The 21251-nt window shown below is 69.3% G+C and carries 29 protein-coding genes and 3 tRNA genes; 17 read left to right on the top strand and 15 right to left on the bottom strand.

The genetic code is table 11. The features are described from left to right. Positions 1-33: 33 nt before the first annotated feature. Both amcB and amcA read left to right on the top strand, forming a co-directional pair. On the top strand, positions 34-1140 hold the full coding sequence (amcB, locus tag ACIA5C_RS35270; protein ID WP_396062924.1) for a cyclophane-forming radical SAM peptide maturase AmcB: 1107 nt from the start codon (positions 34-36) through the stop codon (positions 1138-1140). Further along, positions 1106-1336 carry a multiple cyclophane-containing RiPP AmcA gene (gene amcA / locus ACIA5C_RS35275; protein WP_396062828.1) on the top strand — a complete coding sequence of 77 codons (231 nt, stop codon included), beginning with the start codon at positions 1106-1108 and terminating at the stop codon, positions 1334-1336. The genes amcB and amcA overlap by 35 nt, the downstream gene beginning before the upstream one ends. 134 nt (positions 1337-1470) lie before the next feature. On the opposite strand, the gene ACIA5C_RS35280 is transcribed toward amcA, so the two are convergent. Together ACIA5C_RS35280 and ACIA5C_RS35285 are read right to left on the bottom strand one after the other, a co-directional pair. After that, positions 1471-1683 carry a DUF3073 domain-containing protein gene (locus ACIA5C_RS35280; protein WP_396062830.1) on the bottom strand — a complete coding sequence of 71 codons (213 nt, stop codon included), beginning with the start codon at positions 1681-1683 and terminating at the stop codon, positions 1471-1473. Between the two features lie 192 nt (positions 1684-1875). Further along, positions 1876-2955, bottom strand: coding sequence for a Glu/Leu/Phe/Val dehydrogenase (locus ACIA5C_RS35285; protein WP_396062832.1), 1080 nt, complete (start codon positions 2953-2955; stop codon positions 1876-1878). Positions 2956-3107: 152 nt separating this feature from the next. Between ACIA5C_RS35285 and ACIA5C_RS35290 the strand changes: the two genes are divergently transcribed. Continuing rightward, the gene (locus ACIA5C_RS35290) at positions 3108-3947 is read left to right on the top strand and encodes a hypothetical protein (protein WP_396062834.1); all 840 of its coding nucleotides are present in this window, start codon (positions 3108-3110) and stop codon (positions 3945-3947) included. Between the two features lie 281 nt (positions 3948-4228). Continuing rightward, entirely contained in the window at positions 4229-4438 is a 210-nt protein-coding gene (locus tag ACIA5C_RS35295) for a BldC family transcriptional regulator (RefSeq protein ID WP_014687221.1), read from the top strand. 99 nt (positions 4439-4537) lie between these two features. On the opposite strand, the gene ACIA5C_RS35300 is transcribed toward ACIA5C_RS35295, so the two are convergent. Next, complete coding sequence (locus tag ACIA5C_RS35300; protein ID WP_396062836.1) at positions 4538-4915, bottom strand: PPOX class F420-dependent oxidoreductase; 378 nt, start codon at positions 4913-4915, stop codon at positions 4538-4540. Positions 4916-4933: 18 nt separating this feature from the next. Between ACIA5C_RS35300 and ACIA5C_RS35305 the strand changes: the two genes are divergently transcribed. The 4 genes from ACIA5C_RS35305 (at position 4934) to ACIA5C_RS35320 (ending at position 8177) form a co-directional block, all read left to right on the top strand. Next, complete coding sequence (locus ACIA5C_RS35305) at positions 4934-5710, top strand: class I SAM-dependent methyltransferase (RefSeq protein ID WP_396062838.1); 777 nt, start codon at positions 4934-4936, stop codon at positions 5708-5710. Beyond that, positions 5707-6273, top strand: coding sequence for an RNA 2'-phosphotransferase (locus ACIA5C_RS35310; protein WP_396062840.1), 567 nt, complete (start codon positions 5707-5709; stop codon positions 6271-6273). The genes ACIA5C_RS35305 and ACIA5C_RS35310 overlap by 4 nt, the downstream gene beginning before the upstream one ends. A 72-nt stretch (positions 6274-6345) precedes the next feature. Beyond that, positions 6346-6912, top strand: coding sequence for a hypothetical protein (locus ACIA5C_RS35315; protein WP_396062842.1), 567 nt, complete (start codon positions 6346-6348; stop codon positions 6910-6912). Next, on the top strand, positions 6909-8177 hold the full coding sequence (locus tag ACIA5C_RS35320; RefSeq protein ID WP_396062844.1) for a PrsW family intramembrane metalloprotease: 1269 nt from the start codon (positions 6909-6911) through the stop codon (positions 8175-8177). Before ACIA5C_RS35315 ends, ACIA5C_RS35320 begins: the two co-directional genes overlap by 4 nt. A 3-nt stretch (positions 8178-8180) precedes the next feature. Here ACIA5C_RS35320 and ACIA5C_RS35325 read toward each other — a convergent pair whose 3' ends face one another. Then, a complete protein-coding gene (locus tag ACIA5C_RS35325) occupies positions 8181-8429 on the bottom strand; it encodes a hypothetical protein (protein WP_396062846.1) in 249 nt (82 codons plus the stop codon). Between the two features lie 139 nt (positions 8430-8568). Between ACIA5C_RS35325 and ACIA5C_RS35330 the strand changes: the two genes are divergently transcribed. The 3 genes from ACIA5C_RS35330 to ACIA5C_RS35340 all read left to right on the top strand — a co-directional run bounded on the left by ACIA5C_RS35330 (position 8569) and on the right by ACIA5C_RS35340 (position 10096). Then, positions 8569-8961, top strand: coding sequence for a PaaI family thioesterase (locus ACIA5C_RS35330; RefSeq protein ID WP_396062926.1), 393 nt, complete (start codon positions 8569-8571; stop codon positions 8959-8961). A gap of 62 nt (positions 8962-9023) precedes the next feature. Next, positions 9024-9413 carry a hypothetical protein gene (locus ACIA5C_RS35335; RefSeq protein WP_396062848.1) on the top strand — a complete coding sequence of 130 codons (390 nt, stop codon included), beginning with the start codon at positions 9024-9026 and terminating at the stop codon, positions 9411-9413. Further along, complete coding sequence (locus tag ACIA5C_RS35340; protein ID WP_396062850.1) at positions 9410-10096, top strand: DUF2786 domain-containing protein; 687 nt, start codon at positions 9410-9412, stop codon at positions 10094-10096. Before ACIA5C_RS35335 ends, ACIA5C_RS35340 begins: the two co-directional genes overlap by 4 nt. On the opposite strand, the gene ACIA5C_RS35345 is transcribed toward ACIA5C_RS35340, so the two are convergent. Continuing rightward, positions 10083-10391, bottom strand: coding sequence for a hypothetical protein (locus ACIA5C_RS35345; RefSeq protein WP_396062852.1), 309 nt, complete (start codon positions 10389-10391; stop codon positions 10083-10085). The two genes, ACIA5C_RS35340 and ACIA5C_RS35345, sit on opposite strands and share 14 nt — an antisense overlap. 105 nt (positions 10392-10496) lie before the next feature. Between ACIA5C_RS35345 and ACIA5C_RS35350 the strand changes: the two genes are divergently transcribed. From ACIA5C_RS35350 to ACIA5C_RS35360, 3 genes are all read left to right on the top strand, one after another. Next, a complete protein-coding gene (locus ACIA5C_RS35350) occupies positions 10497-11345 on the top strand; it encodes an alpha/beta hydrolase fold domain-containing protein (protein ID WP_396062854.1) in 849 nt (282 codons plus the stop codon). 21 nt (positions 11346-11366) lie between these two features. After that, positions 11367-11867: a hypothetical protein gene (locus tag ACIA5C_RS35355; protein ID WP_396062856.1), complete on the top strand. Its 501-nt coding sequence runs from the start codon at positions 11367-11369 to the stop codon at positions 11865-11867. A gap of 260 nt (positions 11868-12127) precedes the next feature. Beyond that, positions 12128-12658 carry a hypothetical protein gene (locus ACIA5C_RS35360; RefSeq protein WP_396062858.1) on the top strand — a complete coding sequence of 177 codons (531 nt, stop codon included), beginning with the start codon at positions 12128-12130 and terminating at the stop codon, positions 12656-12658. Between the two features lie 5 nt (positions 12659-12663). Here the strand turns inward: ACIA5C_RS35360 and ACIA5C_RS35365 are convergent, their stop codons facing one another. Next, complete coding sequence (locus ACIA5C_RS35365) at positions 12664-13086, bottom strand: YybH family protein (RefSeq protein ID WP_396062860.1); 423 nt, start codon at positions 13084-13086, stop codon at positions 12664-12666. 88 nt (positions 13087-13174) lie between these two features. Between ACIA5C_RS35365 and ACIA5C_RS35370 the strand changes: the two genes are divergently transcribed. Together ACIA5C_RS35370 and ACIA5C_RS35375 are read left to right on the top strand one after the other, a co-directional pair. Then, entirely contained in the window at positions 13175-13546 is a 372-nt protein-coding gene (locus tag ACIA5C_RS35370; RefSeq protein ID WP_396062862.1) for a YciI family protein, read from the top strand. Next, a complete protein-coding gene (locus tag ACIA5C_RS35375; RefSeq protein ID WP_396062864.1) occupies positions 13534-14745 on the top strand; it encodes an RNA polymerase sigma factor in 1212 nt (403 codons plus the stop codon). Before ACIA5C_RS35370 ends, ACIA5C_RS35375 begins: the two co-directional genes overlap by 13 nt. Positions 14746-14953: 208 nt before the next feature. Here the strand turns inward: ACIA5C_RS35375 and ACIA5C_RS35380 are convergent, their stop codons facing one another. Then, the gene (locus ACIA5C_RS35380; protein WP_396062866.1) at positions 14954-15460 is read right to left on the bottom strand and encodes a hypothetical protein; all 507 of its coding nucleotides are present in this window, start codon (positions 15458-15460) and stop codon (positions 14954-14956) included. A 168-nt stretch (positions 15461-15628) separates the two neighbouring features. Then, positions 15629-15808 carry a hypothetical protein gene (locus tag ACIA5C_RS35385; RefSeq protein ID WP_396062868.1) on the bottom strand — a complete coding sequence of 60 codons (180 nt, stop codon included), beginning with the start codon at positions 15806-15808 and terminating at the stop codon, positions 15629-15631. 454 nt (positions 15809-16262) lie between these two features. Between ACIA5C_RS35385 and ACIA5C_RS35390 the strand changes: the two genes are divergently transcribed. Further along, positions 16263-16481, top strand: coding sequence for a hypothetical protein (locus ACIA5C_RS35390; protein ID WP_396062870.1), 219 nt, complete (start codon positions 16263-16265; stop codon positions 16479-16481). Positions 16482-16753: 272 nt separating this feature from the next. Here ACIA5C_RS35390 and ACIA5C_RS35395 read toward each other — a convergent pair. The 7 genes from ACIA5C_RS35395 to ACIA5C_RS35425 form a co-directional block, all read right to left on the bottom strand. Continuing rightward, positions 16754-16830, bottom strand: a tRNA-Phe gene (locus ACIA5C_RS35395). 14 nt (positions 16831-16844) lie between these two features. After that, positions 16845-16918 (bottom strand) — tRNA-Asp (locus ACIA5C_RS35400). A gap of 38 nt (positions 16919-16956) precedes the next feature. Then, positions 16957-17029 (bottom strand) — tRNA-Glu (locus tag ACIA5C_RS35405). Positions 17030-17129: 100 nt separating this feature from the next. Beyond that, positions 17130-18071, bottom strand: coding sequence for a MerR family transcriptional regulator (locus ACIA5C_RS35410; RefSeq protein ID WP_396062872.1), 942 nt, complete (start codon positions 18069-18071; stop codon positions 17130-17132). Further along, on the bottom strand, positions 18064-18642 hold the full coding sequence (idi, locus tag ACIA5C_RS35415) for an isopentenyl-diphosphate Delta-isomerase (RefSeq protein WP_396062874.1): 579 nt from the start codon (positions 18640-18642) through the stop codon (positions 18064-18066). Before idi ends, ACIA5C_RS35410 begins: the two co-directional genes overlap by 8 nt. After that, positions 18639-20111, bottom strand: coding sequence for a phytoene desaturase family protein (gene crtI / locus ACIA5C_RS35420; RefSeq protein WP_396062876.1), 1473 nt, complete (start codon positions 20109-20111; stop codon positions 18639-18641). Before crtI ends, idi begins: the two co-directional genes overlap by 4 nt. Before the next feature lie 8 nt (positions 20112-20119). Further along, positions 20120-21244: a polyprenyl synthetase family protein gene (locus ACIA5C_RS35425; protein ID WP_396062878.1), complete on the bottom strand. Its 1125-nt coding sequence runs from the start codon at positions 21242-21244 to the stop codon at positions 20120-20122. Positions 21245-21251: the final 7 nt, after the last annotated feature.

A 21251-nucleotide genomic window follows, 5' to 3' on the forward strand; every position in this document is an offset into this window, starting at 1 on the left:
GGGGTGCGAAGGATGGCCGACCGGTGGAGCGGGATGCGGGGCATGTCGGCGACCCCGACATACGTCGTGATGCAGCCGACCACCCTCTGCAACCTCGACTGTGCCTACTGTTATCTCCCGTTCCGGGGCGATGATCGGCGGATGCCGGTCGAGGTGGCCCGGGCCGTTGCCGAGGCGGTCGAGCCGTGGGCCCGCGACGGTCGGTTCTCGGTCGTCTGGCACGGCGGCGAACCGCTTGCGGCCGGCCGTGATCACCTGGCTGCCCTCATCGAGCCGTTCGGCGCCGGCATCGAGCACCACGTGCAGACCAATGCCACGCTGATCGACGACGCCTGGTGCGAGTTCTTCACCGAACACCGGGTGCGGGTCAGCGTGAGCGTGGACGGGCCGCGCGAGCGCAACGGTGACCGGGTCACGCGGGGCGGCAAACCGGCGTACGACCGCATCCGGCGCGGCATCGAAGCGCTCCACCGGCACGAGATCCCGTTCTCGGCGCTCTGCGTGGTCGGCGACCCGCGTCCGGGGCTCGCGACCGAGCTCTACTCCTACTTCCTCGACCTGGGCTGCGAGGTGCTCGGCATCAACGTCGAGGAGTTGGAGGGCGTCAACCGGCGTACCAACCGGCACGAGGCGGCCGACGTGACCGCGTTCTGGGCCGAGCTGGTGTCGGCCTGGCGCCACGACCCGCGGATCCACCTCCGGGAGGTCGAGTGGACACTCCGCTTCGCCGCGGCCGTGCTTGACGGCACCGCCGACGAGGTGCTGCCGCGTCACCTCGACCCGATTCCGACGATTGCCCAGGACGGCTCGGTGGTGCTGCTCTCGCCCGAGCTGGCCGGCTTCAAAGATCCGCGGTACGGAGACTTCACCAGTGGAAACGTCCTGAACACCCGGCTGGGTGAGATCCTGGCGGGTGCGGCCGGGACGCCGTGGATCGCCGAGTTCCTGCGTGGGGTGGAAGCCTGTCGCTCGTCCTGCGCCTACTTCGGCTTCTGCGGTGGTGCCCACGCGGCCAACCGGTACTTCGAGCACGGACGGTTCGACGTGACCGAAACCGACCACTGCCGCAACAGCAAGATTCGCCTATTGGAAGGAGTGCTGGACCATGCCCGAGATCATGAACCCGCAGCGATCCGATGACCTGGGGAACGATCCGGTGACGGCACGGGTGCGCGAGACCCGGGCCGGGCTGGCCACGCTCCTCGAGGAAGCCGAGGCGGCTCGTCGTGAGCGCGAGGCGACCGAGGGTACGACGGAAGACGGCTCGGCAGTGTGCGCCTGGAACCACTTCGAGAACATTCCCACGTTCTACAACTGGAACAACCGGCCGCGTTAAAGACTCGACGGGCCGATCGCCCGGTTGAAGCCCACGCGAGGCAGTGCCCGCGTGGGCTTCCATTCAACCGTGGAAATGGTGACTACCGGCACACGCGAGCACGCGGCACTGCCGCGTGCTCTGTGCAATGCGGGTCAACGCCTTGTAGGCGACCAGGAATCCTGGTCGTCCGCAGCGTCGTCCTCGTCATCGTCGACGAACTCTTCGTTATCGTCGTCGAAGTGACGGTCGGGCGGGCTAGCACCCGCCAGCTCGCGCTGCAAGGCGGTGAGGTCGGTGTTAGGGGAGTGGTATTTCAACTCCCGGGCCACCTTTGTCTGCTTGGCCTTAGCACGGCCGCGCCCCATGGCTCGACCCCCTCGCACAGAATTCGGGGCAGCCCGAAGGCGGGCCCCGATGACGTCAGGCATCTCTCGTGGGTCTTACGGTACATGGACGATGCCGCCTTCGGCACCTCGGGTTGCGTGTGACACTGCCGCGCGTCGCGGTTTTCTCGGATCGCTGACGTCCGGCGCCGCGCAGCAGGTCACCAAACGGTCTCAGCCGAGGTAGATCGCCCGCAGCCGGCCGACCTCGGCCATCCGGCGCTCGGCGAGCCGGTCGGCCGCGACGGCCGGCGAGACACCCTCCTCCGCCGCCATACGCAGAATGCGCCGGGTGGTGTCGAAGATGCCGGTGGCCCGCAGCTTGGCCCGCTCGAAGTTGAAGCCCTCGATCTCGTCGGCGACCTGGATCACGCCGCCGGCGTTGACCAGGTAGTCGGGCGTGTAGAGGATGCCCCGCTCCTCGAGCGTCTTTTCGATGCCGGGGTGGGCCAGCTGGTTGTTGGCGCCACCGGCCACGACCTTGGCCCGCAGGACCTGCACCGTGTCGTCGTCCAGGGCGCCGCCCAGCGCGCACGGCGCGTACACGTCGATGTCGGAACTGATCAGCGTCTGCGTGTCATCGACCAGCGTGATCTGTGGATGCGTCGTGCGGGCCCACTCGCGGGCGGCCGGGTTGACGTCGGTCGCTACCACGGTGGCGCCGTCCTCGAGCAGATGGCCGGCCAGGTATTTGCCGACCTTGCCGAGCCCGGCGACGCCGACCGTGCGGCCGCGCAGGGTCGGGCTGCCCCAGGTGTGCTCGGCTGCGGCCCGCATGCCCTGGAAGACGCCCCAGGCGGTCAGGATCGACGAGTCGCCGGCTCCGCCGTGCTCGACGCTGCGGCCGGTCACGTAGCGGGTCTCGCGGGCCACCACGTCCATGTCGGGCACGTACGTGCCGACGTCACAGGCGGTGTAGTAGCGACCGTGCAGCGACTCGACGAACCGTCCGTACGCTCTCAGGAGGGCCTCGGACTTCACCCGCTGCGGGTCGCCCCAGATCACCGCCTTGCCGCCGCCGAGATCGAGGCCGGCCAGCGCGTTCTTGTAGGCCATGCCGCGGGAGAGCTTGAGAACGTCGGCGAGGGCCGCCTCCTCGCTCTCGTACGGATAGAAGCGGGTGCCGCCGAGTGCCGGCCCGAGTGCCGTCGAGTAGATGCCGATGATCGCCTTCAGGCCGGTGAGCCGGTCCTGGCAGAAGACGACCTGTTCGTGACCGCTGGCGTCGGTGCCGTCGGAATCGAACACGCCCATCTCAGTGCTCCTCTGAAGTTGTTGAGGCCTTCGTGGGGCCGCTGCGTCCGGCGGGGTCGGCCGGACATTTGTCACCCTAGTCGCGCGGAGGGTGACGCGATTACGTCCGCGCGGGAAGTTCCGAACCGCGGATTTCGTGAAAGGATCGCGCCGTGCCGTCACTGTTCGCGTCGTACCTACGGGTTTACGAGCCGCTGACCGCCTTCGACCGTGACCGCCAGGTCTTCTGGCGTAAGTACGCTCGCGAGGGTCGTGCCCTGGGCCCGATCGACGGCCCGGTCAAGCAGCGCACCGCCGTGCTCGAGGCGCTCGGGGCCGGCTGGACGCGGCTGCCCGACCTGCCCGACGAGGCGTACGTGCTGCAGTGGGCCGAGACGCTGCTGGTCTGCCCGTGGAACCTGCGTCTGCGGGTGGCCGAGGCGGCGCTCAACGCGCGCGACGGCGTGCCCGCGGTGCTGGCCGACGCGTTCGTGCCGCCGGTGCTGGCGGGCCAGGCGAAGGCCATCGTGGAGGACTGGCGCTCCGGGGCCAAGGTGCTCGAGCACGGCGTACCGCGGGTGCACGAGCAGATCGCCACCTGGGGTGTTCCGCTGCGCTGGTTCGTCTTCGTCGACCTGGAGGAGCGCGAGATCGACCTGGCCGACGGCAAGCGCACGCTGCGCTACCGCACGGAGATCTCGAAGGCCCGGCGCCGGGCGCACCGCGGCGTCTCGGTGCTGCGCAAGTCGCTGGGTGACGCCCCGATCACCGAGGCGGTCGAGGAGGGCACTCGCTGGCTCGAGGAGTTCCACCCCCGATCCATCGTCGAACTTGATTACGGCGGCCTCGTCAACCTTCTCCCGGATGACGTCCTCGAGGAGGACGATTCACCCGGTTTGGTGGCAGCTGGGCTGTCCGCTTTGTCGCGCGGCGACGCCGATGCCGCCTCCGAGGCGTACGAGAAGCTGGTGGCGCGCTGGCGTTCCGTCCAGCTTCTGGAGCGGTGCAACTGAGCTGCGGAAATGCGGACAGACGGGCAGGATTCCCGGCCCTGAGAGCGCTTTCTAGGTGAACACTCTTCGTGATCAGTGATCGCCGAAGCGTGATAATCGGCCTAAACGAGACACTATCTGGCGTAGAAAACACGCAAAAATCGGGCATGCTTCATCCGTCTATCTGGGGACGTTCGTCCGTTCGGCCCATGTCGGACATCGGGGACTAGCCGGACCATGAGAGACGCACCGGCCGGCGGGACCCCGGCCGATGTCTTTAGGTACCTGTGGAGGAGTGACCGATGGCATCGCGTACGCACGATCCTGAGCCGCTACTAACGCCGGCCGAGGTGGCGTCGATGTTCCGCGTCGACCCGAAAACCGTCACCCGGTGGGCGAAGGCCGGCAAGCTCAGCGCAATTCGCACGCTGGGTGGCCACCGTCGTTACCGGGAGTCGGAGGTTCGTGCCCTGCTGCAGGGACAGATTCCCACGCAGCGTCAGGGCGACTGAAAACGGACCGCGGTCGACTCGAAACGATCGTGGCAAGGGGCGAGCGCCGGGGAAGGCGATCGCCCCTTGTTGTTTTCCAGACCGCTTCGATGTTGTTTTCTAGACCGCTTCGATCAGCACGGCCACCGTGCCGTGCACACCCCGGCGTAGACGGCTGCCCAGCAGCACCGCCCAGCCCGTCAGGCCGTACTTGCGGGTCAGCGCCTTGCCGATGCGCAGACGGTCGGCCTCATCGCCGATCCGTGCCCGGCCCTCGACCGCCTCGCCGCTCGGGTTGCCCCGCACGTCGCACGGCGCGACCGTGACCCGTCCGCTGTTGCGGATGCGCTTGACTTTCCCGCTGTCGCGCGGCGTCCAGACCGCCGGTCCATCCGGGTCGGGCACCGCCCAGATCGGCGTCGGCACCGCCCGGCCGTCCTTGCGGAACGTCGTCAGCAGGACGTACTTCTCGGAACTCAGTTGCTCCAGCGAGGACATGAGCCGAGGGTAGTAGCCATGGAAGAGCCACCCATCGGCGACGTCTTCGGCGAGATGGTCCGTGACGCCTATGCGGTGCGCACCGGCGTCGGCCCACGTCCCCTGGCCGGAGGCCGCCTTCCGCGTCCGGTCATCGAGATCATCGAACGCGACGACGGCCTGATCAACGGCGCGCCGGCCGATCACTACCTGGGCGAGCCCGACGAGTGGCCGGCCCACGACCACCGGGCCCTCCGGCTGTGCCGCGGGCAGGTACTCGATATCGGCGTCGGCGCGGGGCGCACCGCGCTCGAGGTCCAGCGCCGCGGGCAGGCGGTCACCGGGCTCGACACCTCGGCCGGCGCGATCGAGATCGCCCGCCGGCGTGGCCTGCGGGACACCGTGGTCGCCACGGTCGACGCGTTCGCAGCCCGGGCCGAGACCCGCTATGACACGTTCCTGTTGCTCGGCAACAACCTCGGGCTGATCGAGAGCCGTGAGCGTGCGCCGATCTTCCTCGACGCGCTGGCCCGGCTCGCCAACCCGGGCGCCCGGATCATCGCCCAGAGCACCGATCCTTACAACACCAAGGACCCGGTCCACGTCTCCTACCACCAGCGCAATCGGGAGCGCGGCCGCCTGGCCGGCCAGTTACGCCTCCGGCTGCGTTACCGCCTGCTCGCCACCGACTGGTTCGACTACCTCAATTGCTCGATCGACGAGCTCGAGTCGCTGGTCACCGATTCCCGGTGGCGCCTCAAGGAGGTCGACGACACGGACTTCCCCTACTTCGTAGCTCTTCTGGAACTGACATGAACGCTTTGTCCCGTGAACAAACAAAGACCAGCCGCCGCATCTCGATGGTGCTGCGGCACCGCCCCGAATCGGCCGGCCTGACCCTCGACGCGAACGGCTGGGTGCCGGTCGCTGACCTGCTGGCCGCGCTCGGCCTGACCCGGGCCCAGCTCGACGCGATCGTCGAGAACAACGACAAGTCCCGCTTCGCCGTGGCCCGCCGCGACGACGGCACCGACTGGATCCGGGCCAGCCAGGGCCATTCCCGGCGGGTCGCCATCGACCTCGACCTGCCGCCGGCCGATCCGCCGGCGATCCTCTACCACGGCACCCCGGCGGCAAACGCCGAGTCGATCCGGCGGGACGGGCTGCGCCCGCGCAGCCGCCATCACGTGCACCTGTCCAAGGACCTGCCGACCGCGCTGGCGGTCGGGCGCCGCCGCTCGTCCGACGTGGCGGTTTTCGAGATCGACACGGCCGCCATGGTCACCGCGGGTCACGTCTTCCACCTCAGCGACAACGGTGTGTGGTTGACCTCGACGGTGCCGCCCGGTTACCTCTCGCTAAAACGCACAAATCCGTAATCTCCCTGGTTGATCCACTCTCCAAAGTGGGCCTTCGGCGCATCCCGGCCTTCCCGCCACTAGCGTGGGGACATGGCGAGGATTACCCGGCGTCAGCTGACGAATCTCCTCGGTGCGCTGGGTGTTGTCGTCACGCTCGCCGGACTGGCGTTCGGCCTGCCGGCACTCGACCGCTCGCTGCCCTCCCAACGCCCGGTGCCGTCCGACCAGCCCTATCCGATCGGCGCCGGCGTGACCGTGGTCCCGCCCGCCGGTTCGACCGTCGACCTGACCGGCACCCGGCCGGGCACGCAGGAGGGCAAGGCACTGTTCCGGCTCGGCCCGGTGCAGTACGAGATCGACGTCCGGCCGTTCGAAGGTGACCTGACGACGGCCGCCGAGCGGCTCCGAAAACGGATCACCGGCACGCCGGGTTATCAGGTGACCGGCGCCCAGTTGGGGGTCACCACGGCCGACGGCCTCGCCGGGGTGCAGGGCAGCTACACGGCCCCGGGCCGGGGCGGCCGGTACGCGGTCTACGTCACCGACCGCCTGACCATCGAGATCACGATCAGCGGCGCCGACCTCGACCTGGGCCGCAGCCTGCCGCTGATCGAGAACAGCGCCAGGACGCTGCGGCGCGACGGGGACTCACCGTGACGGCCGAGGTCGTCCGGCCGGCCCGCGACAGTGCCGAGGCGGCCACGCTGATGCGGGTGCCCGCCTTCTGGATCGTGCTGGGCATCCTTGCGGCCGGGACCCTGCGTATGTCACAGATCGCGGGCCGCTTTTTCACGGCGTACCCGCTCGCCACCGCGACATCGGTCGCTCTCTTCGCCCTTCTCGCCGTGCCCTTCTGGTTTTTCGTCACCGAACTGGACTTCCTCGAGCGGGAGCCGACCGCGCTGCTGGTGCTGGCGTTCGCGTGGGGCGGCCTGGTCGCCACCGCGGTCTCCATCCCGGGCAGTTCCGCGCTGGAAGACCTGGTCGCCAAGCTCGGCTCGCCACATCTCGCGGCGGACTGGGGTGCCGCACTGACCGGGCCGACGGTCGAGGAGATCGCGAAGACGCTCGGGGTGGTGGCGATCGTGCTGATCGCGCGAGCCCAGATCAACAGCGTGCTGGACGGCATCGTCTACGGCGCGATGGTCGGCCTCGGATTCCAGATCGTCGAGGACGTCGTCTTCTCGCTCGCCGCGGTCTCGCTGGCCGGGCAGGGCGACCGGGTCCAGCCGGTGGTGGCGACGTTCCTGGTGCGCGGCTTCCTCTCCGGGATCTGGAGCCACACCCTCTTCGGCGCGCTCGGCGGCGCCGGCCTCGGCTATCTCGTCGTGCATCGCGACCGCAGCCGCGCTCATCGGATCGGTGTCGCCCTGCTGGCGGTGTTCGGGGCCTGGGCCTCGCACGTGCTCTGGAACTCGCCGATCTTCAGCGACGGGCTCGGCAACGGGCTCCTCGGCCTGCTCGCGGTGCTGCTGCTCAAGGGCCTGCCGCCGCTGGTACTGGTGCTGCTGATCGTGCGCCGGGTGCACGACAAGGAGGCCGATTACTACGTCGGACGGCTGGCCGCGCTCGGCGACGCCGACCTGATCACCGACGACGAACTCGCGGTGCTCGGATCGGGCGCCCGCCGGGCGGCCGCCCGACGACATGCGAGGGCGCGGGCCGGGCGTCCGGCTCAGGATGCCGTACGCCGTCTGCAGCGTGCCCAGGCGCACCTGGCCGTCGAGTTGAGCCGGGAGTCGGTCTCGACCGACCATCCGTGCGCCGACATCCGCCGGGAGCGCGCGGTGCTGGTCGGCCTGGGGCATCCGGAGGCGGTGACCGGCCCGCGGTCGTGGCAGCACACCGCGTCCACCGCGATCACCACCGTGGTGGCGATCGCGGTGCTCTTCGTCGCGCTCTCCGCCCTGGGCGGAGGCTAGGACTCAGGCCGTCGGCGGGGTGCCGCCGTCGCCGTCGACCACGGTGTCGGGGTTGCCGTCCTGGTCGAGGTCGACCATGGTGACGTCGACCTTGCCGTCGCCGTCGGTGTCGAACTGGTAGAGGTCGGGCTTGCCGTCGCCATCGGTGTCGACCACCCAGACGTCCGGCTTGCCGTCGCCGTTGGCGTCGCTGGTCATCAGTTCGACGCGGTCGTCACCACGGGTCTCGACGGTCTCCTGCGGCTCGGTCATGAGGGGTCCTTTTCCTTGGGTACCGGAGTCGGGGCCCACAGTAGGGCCGAAGTCACAACCTCGCGACCTTTCCCCGCCGGTAATCTTTGCCGTCATGGATACGGCAGCCGACGACGTCACCGATCTCCCCACCGGCGCGATGGGTGAGCCCGTCGGCGCCATGGGCGAACTCGGTGCCCGGATGGGGATCCAGATCCTCGAAGCCTCACCCGAGCGGGTGGTCGGCACGATGCCGGTCGAGGGAAATACGCAGCCGTTCGGGCTGTTGCACGGCGGCGCCTCGTGCGTGCTCGCCGAGACGCTGGGCTCGGCCGGCGCGGTCATGCACGGCCAGACCGTCGACCGGCCGTTCGGCGTCGGCGTCGACATCAATGCCACGCACCACAAGAGCGCCCGATCGGGCCTGGTCACGGGCGTGGCCACCCCCGTTCACCGCGGACGCACGATGGCGACCTACGAGGTGGTCATCACCGACGAACTGGGTGAGCGCGTCTGCACCGCGCGCATCACCTGTCTGCTGCGCGGAGCGTGAATTCCGGCATCGGTTGCCGTGCCGACGGGCGAACCTTGACCGATCCACGTACCTTTTCACACGTGACGGAGGTTCCCCAGCACGCTTTCGACGACGCGGCGCTCGTCCTGCAGAGTGCGCTCACCGACGACAGCGACGCTGTGATCGACACCTTCGACGCGGTGGTCGACCGCAACGGCGTCGTGGGTGCCTACGACGTGGCCTGGTGCCTGGCCGCGACGATGGTCGGCCGCATCCCGTCCGGCGGGGCCTGGACCCTCGACTTCCCGGGCATCGACGACGCACGATACGACAAGCGCTGGGTGGCCCGGTTCGTCAGCGCCTATGTCAACGGCGACGTCTCGACCGGTGAGGCACTCTTCGCCGCGGCGGCGGCCGACGGCCAGCTTCCCGACTGCCTGCTCGCGCTGGCCGGTTCCACGGTCGCGACGCTGCGGCACCGGGCTGCATGACCTCACCCGACGGCGACTCGACCCTCGAGCGCGTCCGCAAGCTGCTCGCGATGGCCGAAGATCCGGCCTGCACGCAGTCCGAGGCGGAGGCGTTCACCGCCAAGGCCACCGAGCTGATCGCGAAGTACGGCGTCGACCAGGCACTGCTCGCCGTCGTCGACCCGTCGGTCGACCCGATCGGCGACCGGATGGTGACCGTCGTCCCGCCGTACGCCCGGGACAAGGCCGTGTTGCTCGCGGCGGTCGCCGCCCCACTTCGCTGTCGTGTCGTCCACCTCGCGCGTCCGGGCCTGGCCCGGAGCCATCTCTTCGGGCACGCGGCCGACCTGGAGCGGGTCGAACTGCTCTTCACCTCGCTGCTCGTGCAGGCGGCACACGGCCTGGCCGCGCGCGACGTCCCGTGGGGCGAGCACCCGGCCGCGTTCCGCCGGTCGTGGCTGGCCGGCTTCACCGAGGCGATCCAGATCCGCCTGTGGGAGGCCGAGCGGTCGGCGTCGGCCGCGGTGCCCGGCTCCGACCTGGTGCTGGTCGACCGCACCGAAATGGTCGAGCGGCGGCGCGACGAGGTCTACCCCAAACTCGGCCGTCTCGGGCCACGCCGCCTCAGCGGCGGCGGCCGCGTGCACGGCTATCGCGCCGGGCAGGTCGCCGACCTGGGCGGACGCTCGGTCAGCGGTTCTTGAGATAGTTCGCCTTCGCGTATTGCGCGGCGGCGGCCTGGTTGTACATCGCTGCCTGCGACATGTACCACCCGTTGTCGGCCAGCGACTTCTTCGCCCGCGTCATGCCCGACCAGCGGATGTCGGCGTCCACGTCGGAGAGCCCGCGGTCCTTGAACTGGCGGCGCATCGCCATCTTGCCCGAGCGGAACGCCTCGGCCGCCTCCTCCGCCTGTTTCATGCACGTGAAGCCCTTCTCGCTCAGCGCCTCGGCGAGTGTCCAGGCCGCCTGCTCGGCGGTGTTGGTGAATGTCAGCACTGCTGCTCCTCCCATCGACCTGGATCACACTGTGATCGACGTCGAGGCCGGCATCAAGGCTGTATTTCGGTTGCCCGGCCCGGACGGACCCGCTAAAACCCGGGCATGGACGTCACCCGCATCCCCGCCGGCCCCGACGATCGGGCCACGGTCTTCGCCGCCCTCACCAGCCTGAACGGGCGCGACTTCACGCTTCCCGCCGACGCCTCGACCGAGCCGGTGCTGCCGGTCGGCGAGCACTGGGTGGCTTCGGGCGACGCCGACCTGGCCAACGGCGTCGTGGTCTATGTGCACGGAGGCGGCTTCAGCCACCGCAACCCACCCTTGATGAACCGGTGGGCCGACCTTCTTTCCCGCGACACCCACCGCCCGGTCCTGGTCGTGCACTACCCACTGGCCCCGGCCGAGCCGTTCCCGGCGCCGCTCGACGCCGTGCTCGCGACCTATCGGGAGCTGCTCGCCCACATCCCGGCCGACCGGGTGGTCTTCTACTGTGAGTCGTCCGGCAGCGCGCTGACCCTCTCGGCGATGCTCGAGCTGACCCCGGCCGAGATGCCGGCCGGCGTGGTCACCGCCTCCGCGGTGACCGACCTCAGCCTGGCCGGCCCGTCGATCGACGGCAACGCGCCGACCGACGCCGGGGTCAACCGCGAGATGCTCGCGTTCTTGATCGGGCAATACCTGGCCGGCGCGCCCGCCGATCAGGCGCCGCAGTCACCGATCGCCGGTGATCTGTCCACTTTGCCCCGACTGTTGATGATGGCCGGCGGGGCCGAGGCGCTGCTAGACGACACCCTGCGTTTCGCCGAGGCGGCAACGGCAGCCGGCGTGAAGACCCAGGTGGACATCTACGACGAGATGCCGCACGCGTTCACGGTGGTCGCCCTCGACGACGACAACCCGACCGGCCGGGTCGTTCGAGATCGACTGGCAAGGTGGATCGACGCCGGTTGAGTTTCGTTCTACGGTGTGGCCATGGTGCGTCGCGTCACGCTAGCGCTGGGCCTTGTTCTCCTGGTCGCGGGCTGTTCGTCACCGACGCCCACACCCCCGCAACCCACCGAATCGTCGTCCCCGGCGCCGCAGATGGGCGACCCGACGCCACCCGCCTCCGCCAATTGCCCGGCCGCCGCCCGCATCCCGTCGCACAACAGCGACATGCCCGAGATGCAGGGTGTCGGCCGGGGCGTGACACTGTTCGGGCTGTTCTTCAGCGGGCAGGCCACGGCCGGTCAGCAGATCAAAGTGGTCTGGCGGATGACCGGCGAAGGCGATTTGTCGATGACGGCGACCGGGCCGGGCGGCAAGACGTTGCGCCCGGCGTGGGGGCCCGAGCCGCACGGGGGAAGCAGCTATCACCGGCCGGGCGACGAGTGGGGCACCGGCTGGACCTTCCCCATCGGCGGATGCTGGACGATCCAGGCGACCCGGAAGACCGGAACCGCCAAGATCGGGCTTCGGGTGGCAGCTCAATAAGAAACCCGGCCCCACGAGGGGAACCGGGTGTGTAATGCCGGGTCAAGCAGTCACCGCTCGGCGAGCAACGCCCGGATGTCCAGCCGGCGCCACCCGGAGGTGCCCCGCCCGCACAGTCCGCGGCCGCCGTAATAGAGGTTGAAACCGTCGACGTACGCGCCCACTCGCATCGCCGAAAGGTAGCGTCCCCGCCTTGATCACCGGAAGATTGGCCCCGGACAGCTCTCGACGCCGATGCCCATCTGTCGCATGGTGTACCGGTGACCACGCCCGAGCCTGCCGAACCGGCCGAGTCGGAGCCGATGCCGTGGCTGCAGCCGACCACCGAGCTGCCGGCCTCGCCCGCCGGCGGCCGCCGGCGCCTCGTCGTGCTGCTTTTGCCGGTGGTCGGGCTGCTGGTGCTCTGCTGCGGCGGGGCCGCGCTGACCAGGTCGCTCTTCGGCGGCGACGACCCCAAGACCGGCTCGCCGACGCTGGTCATCCCGTCGTCGGAGGCGCCGCAGCCGCCCCCCACGTCGCCGTCGCCGTCACCGACGCCGAGCCCGTCGCCGACCAGCAAAAAACCGACGACACACCCGACGACCCACCGGCCGAAGCCGACCACGGCCCGGCCGACCACGAAAAAACCCAGGCCGTCGACGTCGGCCACGTCGGGCATGATCCAGCAGAACGTACGGGTGGGCCAGTTCTGCTCCCCCCGCGGCGCCGTCGGCATCACCCGCCGCGGCCAGGTTCTGCGCTGCGGCCCGAGCGTCGACGACCCCCGCAACCGCTGGCGCCCGATGATCTAGCAAAGTCAGGGTTTCAGGTCGACCGCGGCCCGGAACGACCCGTCCATGTAAAACGGGACCGAGGCATGCTCGTGGACGATCAGCCAGCGGCCGTCGTCCCGGCTCAGACCCAGCGTCATCCGGTGCCACATGGTGAACGGTGAATCGCTGCCCTTCGGGATCGCCGTCATGCTGTCGAGGCTGGTCGCGAACGCCGCGTCCCCCGACGCGGTGATCTCCAGCTGGGTGACCGTCCGCCTCGGCGGCGCCGCAAAAGTCGCCAGCCAGCCGGCGAGCGGCGCCGGGTCGTGGCCGTCCGTCCAGCCCCCGAGCGGCGGCGCCAGGTTGAACTGGACGACCTTCGGCGCGTAGAACGCCAGCATGCCCGGCACGTCGCCGGCCGCCAGCCGGTCGTAGCGGGCCTCGATGATCTCGCGGATCTCTTCCACGGTGACTCCCTCGGTAAGAAACTTCAGCCGAGACGTCGAAGTCGCGGCCGCCGTTTCGACATGCTCAGTGAGCGAAGGAGCGGAAACCATGAAATACCTGATCCTCATCCAGTCGAACCCGCGTTCCCTCGAGGTGTGGGAGCGCATGACCGAGCAGCAGCGGATGGACTTCGGCCGCGATCACCTGAAGCTGAACACCGAGATGGAGGAGGCCGGCGTGCTGGTCGCCTCGGAAGGGCTGGCCGACCCGTCGCTGGCCAAGTGGGTGTCGGTGCGCGACGGCGAGACGATCGCCTCCGACGGGCCGTACGCCGAGGTCAAGGAACATCTGGCCGGCTTCTACCTGGTCGACTGCCCGACCGTCGACGAGGCGATCGCGTGGGCGGCCAAGGTCCCCGACGCCGCGAACACCGAGGTGGAGGTGCGACCGGTCCTCGATATGAGCGGATGGGAGTTCTGACCGGGCTGGAGGACCTGCTGCGGACCGTCGCGCCGCAGGTCCTTGCGGCCGTGACCCGCCGCTACGGCGACTTCGACGCCTGCGAGGACGCGGTTCAGGAGGCGCTGTTCGCCGCTGCCCAGCAGTGGCCGGTCGACGGCGTCCCCGACAACCCGCGGAGCTGGCTGATCACGGTGGCTTCGAGACGCCGCATCGAGCTGCTTCGCAGCGATGCGGCCCGGCGGAAACGGGAGCTCCGGCCGGCGGATCCGGTTCCCGACGTACGCGGTGACGACGAACTGACCCTGCTCGTGCTGTGCTGTCATCCGGCGCTCAGCCCGGTGTCGCAGGTGGCCCTCACGTTGCGCGCCGTCGGCGGCCTGACCACGGCCGAGATCGCACGGGCCCTGCTGGTGCCGGAGCCGGCGATCGGCCAGCGGATCAGCCGGGCCAAGCAACGGATACGGTCCAGCGGCGCCCGCTTCGCCCTGCCGGGCCCCGATGAGCTGGGTGCGCGGCTCACCGGCGTACGTCAAGTGTTGTATTTGATCTTCAACGAGGGCCACACGGCCAGCTCCGGCAGCCGCCTGCACCGCGTCGAACTGACCCGCGAGGCGATCCGCCTGACCCGCCAGCTGCACGCGGCCCGCCCCGCCGACGGCGAAACGGCCGGCCTGCTGGCCCTGATGCTGCTCACCGACGCCCGGCGCCCGGCCCGCACCCGGCCGGACGGCGGCCTGGTCCCGCTGGCCGAACAGGACCGGTCGCGGTGGGACAAAGCGGCCATAGCCGAGGGCGTCGAGATCATCACGGGGTCGCTGACGAGCACCCGCATCGGCCCGTTCCAGCTGCAGGCCGCAATCGCGGCAATCCACGCCGAGGCACCGCGGCCCGAACTCACCGACTGGCCGCAGATAAAAGAGCTGTACGCGCTGCTCGACGCGCTCGCCCCCAGCCCGATGGTCACCCTGAACCGCATCGTCGCGATAGCAATGGTCGACGGCCCGAAAACGGCGCTGGCCTGCCTGGCCGAGGCGCAGCCCGCCTTGGCCGGCCACCACCGGGTGGCCGCGGTGCGCGCCCACCTGCTGGAGATGGCGGGCGACCCGGAGGCCGCGCGCGAGCAGTACCAGCTGGCAGCCAAGCACACCCTGAGCCGCCCCGAACAGCGCTACCTCGAATCCCGCGCCGCCCGCCTGACCAAATCCCCAGGCGACTGACACGCCGGCCGGTGAAGGCTCTGCCAATAGAGGTCGAGGAGCCGGGGAAATGCACGGCGTCCAGGCCGCGCGCCGGTAGTCGTGCCGCCGGGTCGGGTGGTGTGCCGAGCAGCGGGTCGTCGCCGTTGTGCCGGCGACGGCAGGCGAACGGCCGTAGCTGTCGTGACGCAAGGCGAGCGCTTGGCTCGAGGGCGGGACTTACGCCGACTTAGCGTCCGCGCTGCCCGCTTGCCCGATTTAAGGCCTCCCGCGCCTCGTCCGGGTATCGGCGAACCATCGCCTTGAGTTGGATCATCCGGAACTCGTGGCGGGTCTTCTCAAGCTCCGCTTCCCAGCCCGGTTTAGGACTGACCAGCTGCTCGTCGATCAAGAACTCAAGGACATCTTCAAGCGCTGGGCGGAACCGCCGTCCCCCCACAGGGAAGTGGAGTTCGCCCATCTGCTTCTTCTTACGTTTCTTGCACAAGGCCTGCAAGATGGGCTCGAGCTCGGTGTTTTTCCCGAAGACCTGCAGGTGCGCCTCGGTGTACCCGTCTGTGGCCTGCTTGTCGCGCTGATAGTCATAGTGAAATAGCGGGTTCGCAGCGTCGATAGACGCGGCTATACCGAAGTATGACTGCTGCATCGTGAGGTAATCAGTGCCCTCTTCCAGGTACACCTGGCACTGCACATCTAGGTAGAGCCGGTGTGAAGTATCGGCAGTTAGAAGCTGCACGGGCCGAGTATCAAACGTCCGTGTGAGGTGGGTCCCCACCGCCACGTAGCCACGACCAGAGTCCAAGCCGGCCAAGACCCGAGCGTTGTCCGCAACGGTCTTGTTCAGCAACCGTTGGATCTTTTCGGCGAATTCGTGAGCTTGATGCTCAGTCTTGGATCGGGCCACTCAGAGCGTGCCCCCGATGAGCACCCAGAGCTTCCGCGCCGCGGTGGACACGAAGTTACGCTCGCCGGCCTGCGCTTCAAGCTCTTCGTACGTCAGGCCGAGGCGCTTCAGCGCGCCCCGCGCGTTGGTCTTCCACTCGTCAGTCGACATGACGTTCACGAAGTTGTCTGCGGTCGCCACATCGGTGTTCGGAGGTGGTACAGCCACTGTTCTCGCCTCCCATCGCCAAGTTGGCACCCCCGACTGTATGGCTGGGGTACGACATTTTCCAGCAGACGGCGATCGCGCAGGCGGCCGGCGGAGGCACGAGTCGCTGATCGGGCAGTTGGACACCAAAGGAGTTCTGCTCTTTGCGCTCAAACAGTCTCAACGCGCCTGATCTCGGCGGAGCTGCCCGATTTACTTGGGGGGTGTAGCCGGTCAGCCGGCTCAGCTCAATCTGCGTACGGCGCCCAGCGCGAACCTCGCCGTACACGCGGGCCAGGCGACGCGGCCCTCGCTGCGCCCTCGTGGCGTCACCGGTCGCCGCCTCATCGTGGCGTAGCAAGCTCAGTCGCGACTCGACCTGATGGGCGATTCGATGAACCCGTTAGGTCGTATCGATCTGTGAAACAGCCTGACTACGTTGACCCACATGGCGAAGCCCGAGAGCATCCGCAGCACCCTCGGCCCCATCGACGGGCTCTGGGTGGTGCTCGCGCTCGTCGTCGGGGGATGGAAGAGTGACCCCGGCGTTGCCCTGCTGTGCGCTATTGCGATGGCGATGGCTCTGGGAGTGTGGCGGCTCGTGCGCATCCAGGCTAAAGCGCTGGAGTACCAACAGGCCGATTACGTTGCCCGTGATGAGAACTAGGCGCGCGACAGGTTTCCCATGACCGACGTAGATCGACCAGGCAAAAGCGGGGGCACAGCCTCAGCCTGCGACCGGTAATCAAGGTTGCTGCCCGGCTCATCCTCGAGGCCACTCTTCACTGGCCGCTACTTCTGGACCGCCGCTGATCTTTCGGCGCGGACATCTGGATGGTGTCGGAAGGCGACGGGCCGAGGTCTGGCAAGGGCCTGGACAGCAAAACGTCCACCGCACGTTTCCGCAGGTGGACGATGCTCAAAGCCCGGCGAGAGGCTTGGTGGCCAGGGGCGGGGTCGAACCGCCGACCTTCCGATTTTCAGTCGGACGCTCGTACCAACTGAGCTACCTGGCCATGGAATTGACTTGCGGTCCTGACGGGACTTGAACCCGCGACCTCCGCCTTGACAGGGCGGCGAGCACTCCAACTGCTCCACAGGACCTTGCTACTGCTTCGGCAGGTCTACGTTCAACCTACCAGTACCCCCAACGGGATTCGAACCCGTGCTACCGCCTTGAAAGGGCGGCGTCCTGGGCCACTAGACGATGAGGGCAACTCCGTCAGTATTGCACGGCGGCAATTCTGTTCGGCGCTGACCCCAACCGGGCCCCCGCTTGAGGCTTGGAAAGCATACGTGATCGACCACCCGCCCTTCAAATCGGTATCCCGTTTTCGCTGGTGGGGTTGTGACCTGCGGAAACGGCGGCGGCGATGAGGTCGACGGCTTCGGTGAGGGCGGTGAGCCGTGCCACTCCGTCCGGGAGGTCCATCGGCCAGCCGGGGCCGGCGGCGCCGATGAGCAGTGGGGGACGGGGGCTGGTGGTGGCCCGAGCCAGCTGGTCGGTGTTGCCGGTGGGCGGGGTCTGCGACCAGAGGACGACCACGTCGGGGCCGATGCGGTCGATGGCGTCGAGCAGGGCTGAGGTGGGGACGCGGGCGCCCAGCAGGCGAATGGGGATGCCGGCTTCGGCGAGCGCGGCGGCCAGCGCCTCCAGGGGGAGGGTGTGTTGTTCCTCGTCGGCTGCCGCCAGCAGGACGGTGGGCACTTGGCCGCTGCCGGGGCGCCGGACCGCGGCCAGCGCCTCGGTGACGCAGCGGGAGAGCAGGTGTTCGACTTCGACGAAGCGGCGGGTGGCCTCGTAGCGGTCGCCGATGCCGATCAGGACGGGCATTATGACCTGGTCCCAGGCGCCGATGACGCCGTGTTCGCCGATGACCATGTCCAAGATCTCGCGCATGGTCGGCGCGTCGAGTTGCATGGCCGCCCGGGCGACGCCCCGTGCGGCCGGGGCCGCCTGCGGGCCGAGGGCGATGATCTGGCCACCGCCCTGCCGGCCCGGCGCGGGCGAGTCGGGAGGTGCCGACGGCAACGGGGCACGACGCGCCCATGCCGCCGCCTCGGCCGGGGCCACCCCCTGGGCGGTCAGCCGCCGCATCACCTGCAGCCGGTCGAGGTCCTGGGGGGTGTAGCGGCGGTGATGCCCGGGCACGTGTTCGCTCGGCCCCAGCCCGTACCTCTGGTGCCATGTCCGCAGGGTGGTGACCGCAACGCCGAGCCTTCGGGCGACTGCCCCGGCGGTCAGCCCGTCATCCATCCCCCGACCGCTCCGTCGGGGATGAGGACGTGGCGGCGGGCGACAGCTGGCCGGTCACACCGGCCAGCCACGGCGCGTACGCCCGTGCATCGGCCCCGAGGTCCGCCAGCAGGTCGCTGACCGTGACCCACCGCACGTCCGCCACCTCGGCCGGGTCGGGCCGTGGGACCGCCCCGGCCGGAAGATCACCGACCAGGACGTGGTCGTACTCGTATTCGACCCGCCCGCTCGAGGGGTCTTCCGCGTAATAGGCATAGACGCCGACCGATGTGAGCACCACCCCGTCGATGCCGACCTCTTCGGCTACCCGCCGGGCCGCCGCAAGCGCCAGGTCTTCTCCCGGCGCCGGGTGTCCGCACGCGGTGTTGGCCCACCGCAACGGAAAGCGGGTTTTCGCCGCTGCCCGCTGCTGCAGCAGCACCCGGCCGGAAGAGTCGCGGACGAAGACGGAAAAGGCCCGATGCAATTGTCCCGGTGCCGTGTGCGCCTCGGAAACCGTCGTCGAGCCGATCGGCGTTCCGGCGGAGTCGACCAGTTCGACGAGATGCGACTCTCGGGAGTTGGGGGTCACGACGTGATCCGAGCGGCCGCGAGCTTGCCCGAGATGAGGACCATCGGTACGCCGACGCCGGGTTGGGTGCCCGATCCAGTGAACACCACGTTCTCCAAGGTGGGGTGAAGGTTGCCCGGGCGGAACGGCCCGGTCTGGCGGAAAGTGTGTGCGGCCGCGAACGGGGTGCCGCCGGCCATTCCCTGTGCGGCCCAGTCGGCCGGCGTGATGACCTGCGAGACCTCGATGCCGTCGGCGAATCCGACGTAGCCGCGCTCTTCCAGGGTGCTCATGAGGGAATCGGCGTAGCGGGGGGAGAACGACGGCCAATCGATCGGTCCGGCCTGAAGGTTGGGCACCGGCGCGAGCACGTAATAGGTCTGCTTGCCGTCCGGTGCGACCGACGGGTCGGTGCGGCTGGGGTTGGTGACGAGCAGCGACGGGTCGCTCATCAATTGGCCGCGGTGGATGACCTCGTCGAAGGTTCCGCGCCACGACGAACCGAAGTGGATGTTGTGGTGCGCGATTTTCCCGTACGCCTGGCGGGAGCCGACGTGGAGCACCACGCACGAGGGTGAGTAACGCAGCCGCCGCGGCGAACGCTGCGGCGGCAGCAGGTCGCGGTAGGCGATCGGCAGGTCGGGGTTGAGCACCACGACGTCGGCCGGAATCCGCGTTCCGTCGGCGGTCTGCACCGCGACCGCCCGCCCGGCCGACGTTTCGACGCGGGTCACGGTCGTGTCGTACCGGATGGTGACGCCGTGCTTTTCGGCCGCGCCGGCCAGTGCCCGGGGCACCGCGTGCATGCCGCCGGCCGGGAAATAGACGCCGGCCACCGAGTCGAGATAGGCGATGACGGCGTAGATGGCCAGTGCGTCCTGCGGGGCCAGCCCGGCGTACATGGCCTGGAACGAGAAAATGCGCTGCGTGCGCGGATCCCGGAAGAATTGGTTGATCTTCGGTTGGAGGCGGCGGAAGCCGCCCATGCCCAGCAGTTTGAGCAGGCTGAGGTTGAGCAGGTCGACCGGGGTGTCGAGGTTGCGGTCGATGAAGTGGTTCCGTTCCAGGAGCCACAACGAGCGGGCGAATTCGACGAAGCGCAGATAACCGTCGGCCTCGCGGGGGCCGCAGACCCGGGAGATTTCGGCCGCCATCCGGACCGTGTCGGTGCGCACATCCAATGTGGAACCGTCGGGGTAATAGGTCCGGTAGGCCGGGTCGAGCGGCGAGAGGGTGAGCCAGTCGGAGAGTTTCTCGCCCACGGCCGCCAGCGGTTCCTCGATGAGCGACGGCATGGTGAGCACGGTGGGGCCGGTGTCGAATTCGTACCCCTGAAGGCTGAGGCGGCCCGCCCGGCCGCCGGGTACGGATTCGCGTTCGAGCACGGTGACCTGGCGGCCGGCCGCGGCTAGATGCAGCGCGCAGGCCAGGCCGGCCAGGCCGGCGCCGACGACGACCACCTGTGACGTGGGTCCGGCAACGGTTCGCATGTGCGCCATCATGCCGGGCGATTCGTGGCGCTGACGGCCAGCGCGGTCAGCGCGTCGAGGGCCGCCGATTGGATCGGCGCGTCGGCCAGGGCTTTGACGCCCTCGTCGACGCGGTCGCGAATCATCTGCTCGATCTGTTCGGGGGCGCCGGTGGCGGCTATCACGGCGGCCAGGTCGGGCCCGCCGGAGCCGTCGGCGGGGATGACGGCTCCGGCGGGGTCGAGCGCCAGCTCCGCCCGTTGGGCTGGAGTGGCGAGTTGGTGGGCCAGCATGAGCAGAGTGGTCGGCTTGGCGGTGCGCAGGTCGTCGCCGGCCGGCTTGCCGGTGACCGCCGGGTCACCGAACGCCCCGAGCAGGTCGTCCCGCAGCTGGAATGCTTCGCCGACCGCCCGCCCGTAGCGGTCGAACGAGTCGCCGACCGCGGGCAGTGTGATGCCGGCCAGCGCGAGCCCGAACTGCAGCGGCCGCTGCACGGTGTAGCTGGCGGTCTTGTAACGCGCGACTAGTAGCGCCCGCTCGACCGACCAGGTCTCGGGTGTGGTCTCGCCGAGCACGTCGAGGTATTGCCCGGCGACCGCCTCGACCCGCATGCGGTCGTAGCCGGCGCGGACCGCGAACAGGGTGGCGGTGGGCAGCGGGGTGCGGGCGATCAGCTGGTCGGCCCAGACCAGGCAGAGGTCGCCGACGAGGATCGCCGAGGTGTTGCCGAATCGGTCGGGATCGCCGCGTCGCTTGCCGTTGGCGTGCTGGGCGGTGAAGAGCCGGTGCGCGGTCGGGCGGCCCCGGCGCGTGTCCGAGTCGTCCATCACGTCGTCGTGGACCAGAGCGAACGTGTGCAGCATTTCGAGGGCGGCGAGCGCCGGCAGCACGTCGTCGAGGGGTGCGCCGGGGCGGCACACCGAGCGCCAGCCCCAGTAGGCGAAGGTCGGGCGCAGCCGTTTGCCGCCGGACAGGACCAGGTCGCGGGTGGTTCGGGCGAAGCCGCCGAGCGCCGGGTCGACCGCGTCGAGGGCGACGATCTGGTCGGTCAGGAAGTCGGCCAGGGTCCCGTCGACGGCGTCGATCAGGCGGCCGGCGGTAGGCGTCCCGGCTTGGCGGGGTATCCGGTTTCCCTCGAGCGTGTCGTTGACCACGAGAAGT

Source organism: Actinoplanes sp. NPDC051343, assembly GCF_044455125.1.
GTDB lineage: Bacteria > Actinomycetota > Actinomycetes > Mycobacteriales > Micromonosporaceae > Actinoplanes.

What these genes read in the sequence shown, in the direction of transcription:
- amcB (WP_396062924.1), top strand. Translation starts at nt 34, where the DNA reads ATGCGGGGCATGTCGGCGACCCCGACATACGTCGTGATGCAGCCGACC.
- amcA (WP_396062828.1), top strand. Translation starts at nt 1,106, where the DNA reads ATGCCCGAGATCATGAACCCGCAGCGATCCGATGACCTGGGGAACGAT.
- ACIA5C_RS35280 (WP_396062830.1), bottom strand. Translation starts at nt 1,683, where the DNA reads ATGGGGCGCGGCCGTGCTAAGGCCAAGCAGACAAAGGTGGCCCGGGAG.
- ACIA5C_RS35285 (WP_396062832.1), bottom strand. Translation starts at nt 2,955, where the DNA reads ATGGGCGTGTTCGATTCCGACGGCACCGACGCCAGCGGTCACGAACAG.
- ACIA5C_RS35295 (WP_014687221.1), top strand. Translation starts at nt 4,229, where the DNA reads ATGGCATCGCGTACGCACGATCCTGAGCCGCTACTAACGCCGGCCGAG.
- ACIA5C_RS35300 (WP_396062836.1), bottom strand. Translation starts at nt 4,915, where the DNA reads ATGTCCTCGCTGGAGCAACTGAGTTCCGAGAAGTACGTCCTGCTGACG.
- ACIA5C_RS35305 (WP_396062838.1), top strand. Translation starts at nt 4,934, where the DNA reads ATGGAAGAGCCACCCATCGGCGACGTCTTCGGCGAGATGGTCCGTGAC.
- ACIA5C_RS35310 (WP_396062840.1), top strand. Translation starts at nt 5,707, where the DNA reads ATGAACGCTTTGTCCCGTGAACAAACAAAGACCAGCCGCCGCATCTCG.
- ACIA5C_RS35315 (WP_396062842.1), top strand. Translation starts at nt 6,346, where the DNA reads ATGGCGAGGATTACCCGGCGTCAGCTGACGAATCTCCTCGGTGCGCTG.
- ACIA5C_RS35325 (WP_396062846.1), bottom strand. Translation starts at nt 8,429, where the DNA reads ATGACCGAGCCGCAGGAGACCGTCGAGACCCGTGGTGACGACCGCGTC.
- ACIA5C_RS35330 (WP_396062926.1), top strand. Translation starts at nt 8,569, where the DNA reads ATGGGTGAGCCCGTCGGCGCCATGGGCGAACTCGGTGCCCGGATGGGG.
- ACIA5C_RS35340 (WP_396062850.1), top strand. Translation starts at nt 9,410, where the DNA reads ATGACCTCACCCGACGGCGACTCGACCCTCGAGCGCGTCCGCAAGCTG.
- ACIA5C_RS35350 (WP_396062854.1), top strand. Translation starts at nt 10,497, where the DNA reads ATGGACGTCACCCGCATCCCCGCCGGCCCCGACGATCGGGCCACGGTC.
- ACIA5C_RS35355 (WP_396062856.1), top strand. Translation starts at nt 11,367, where the DNA reads ATGGTGCGTCGCGTCACGCTAGCGCTGGGCCTTGTTCTCCTGGTCGCG.
- ACIA5C_RS35370 (WP_396062862.1), top strand. Translation starts at nt 13,175, where the DNA reads ATGAAATACCTGATCCTCATCCAGTCGAACCCGCGTTCCCTCGAGGTG.
- ACIA5C_RS35375 (WP_396062864.1), top strand. Translation starts at nt 13,534, where the DNA reads ATGGGAGTTCTGACCGGGCTGGAGGACCTGCTGCGGACCGTCGCGCCG.
- ACIA5C_RS35390 (WP_396062870.1), top strand. Translation starts at nt 16,263, where the DNA reads ATGGCGAAGCCCGAGAGCATCCGCAGCACCCTCGGCCCCATCGACGGG.
- ACIA5C_RS35410 (WP_396062872.1), bottom strand. Translation starts at nt 18,071, where the DNA reads ATGGATGACGGGCTGACCGCCGGGGCAGTCGCCCGAAGGCTCGGCGTT.
- crtI (WP_396062876.1), bottom strand. Translation starts at nt 20,111, where the DNA reads ATGCGAACCGTTGCCGGACCCACGTCACAGGTGGTCGTCGTCGGCGCC.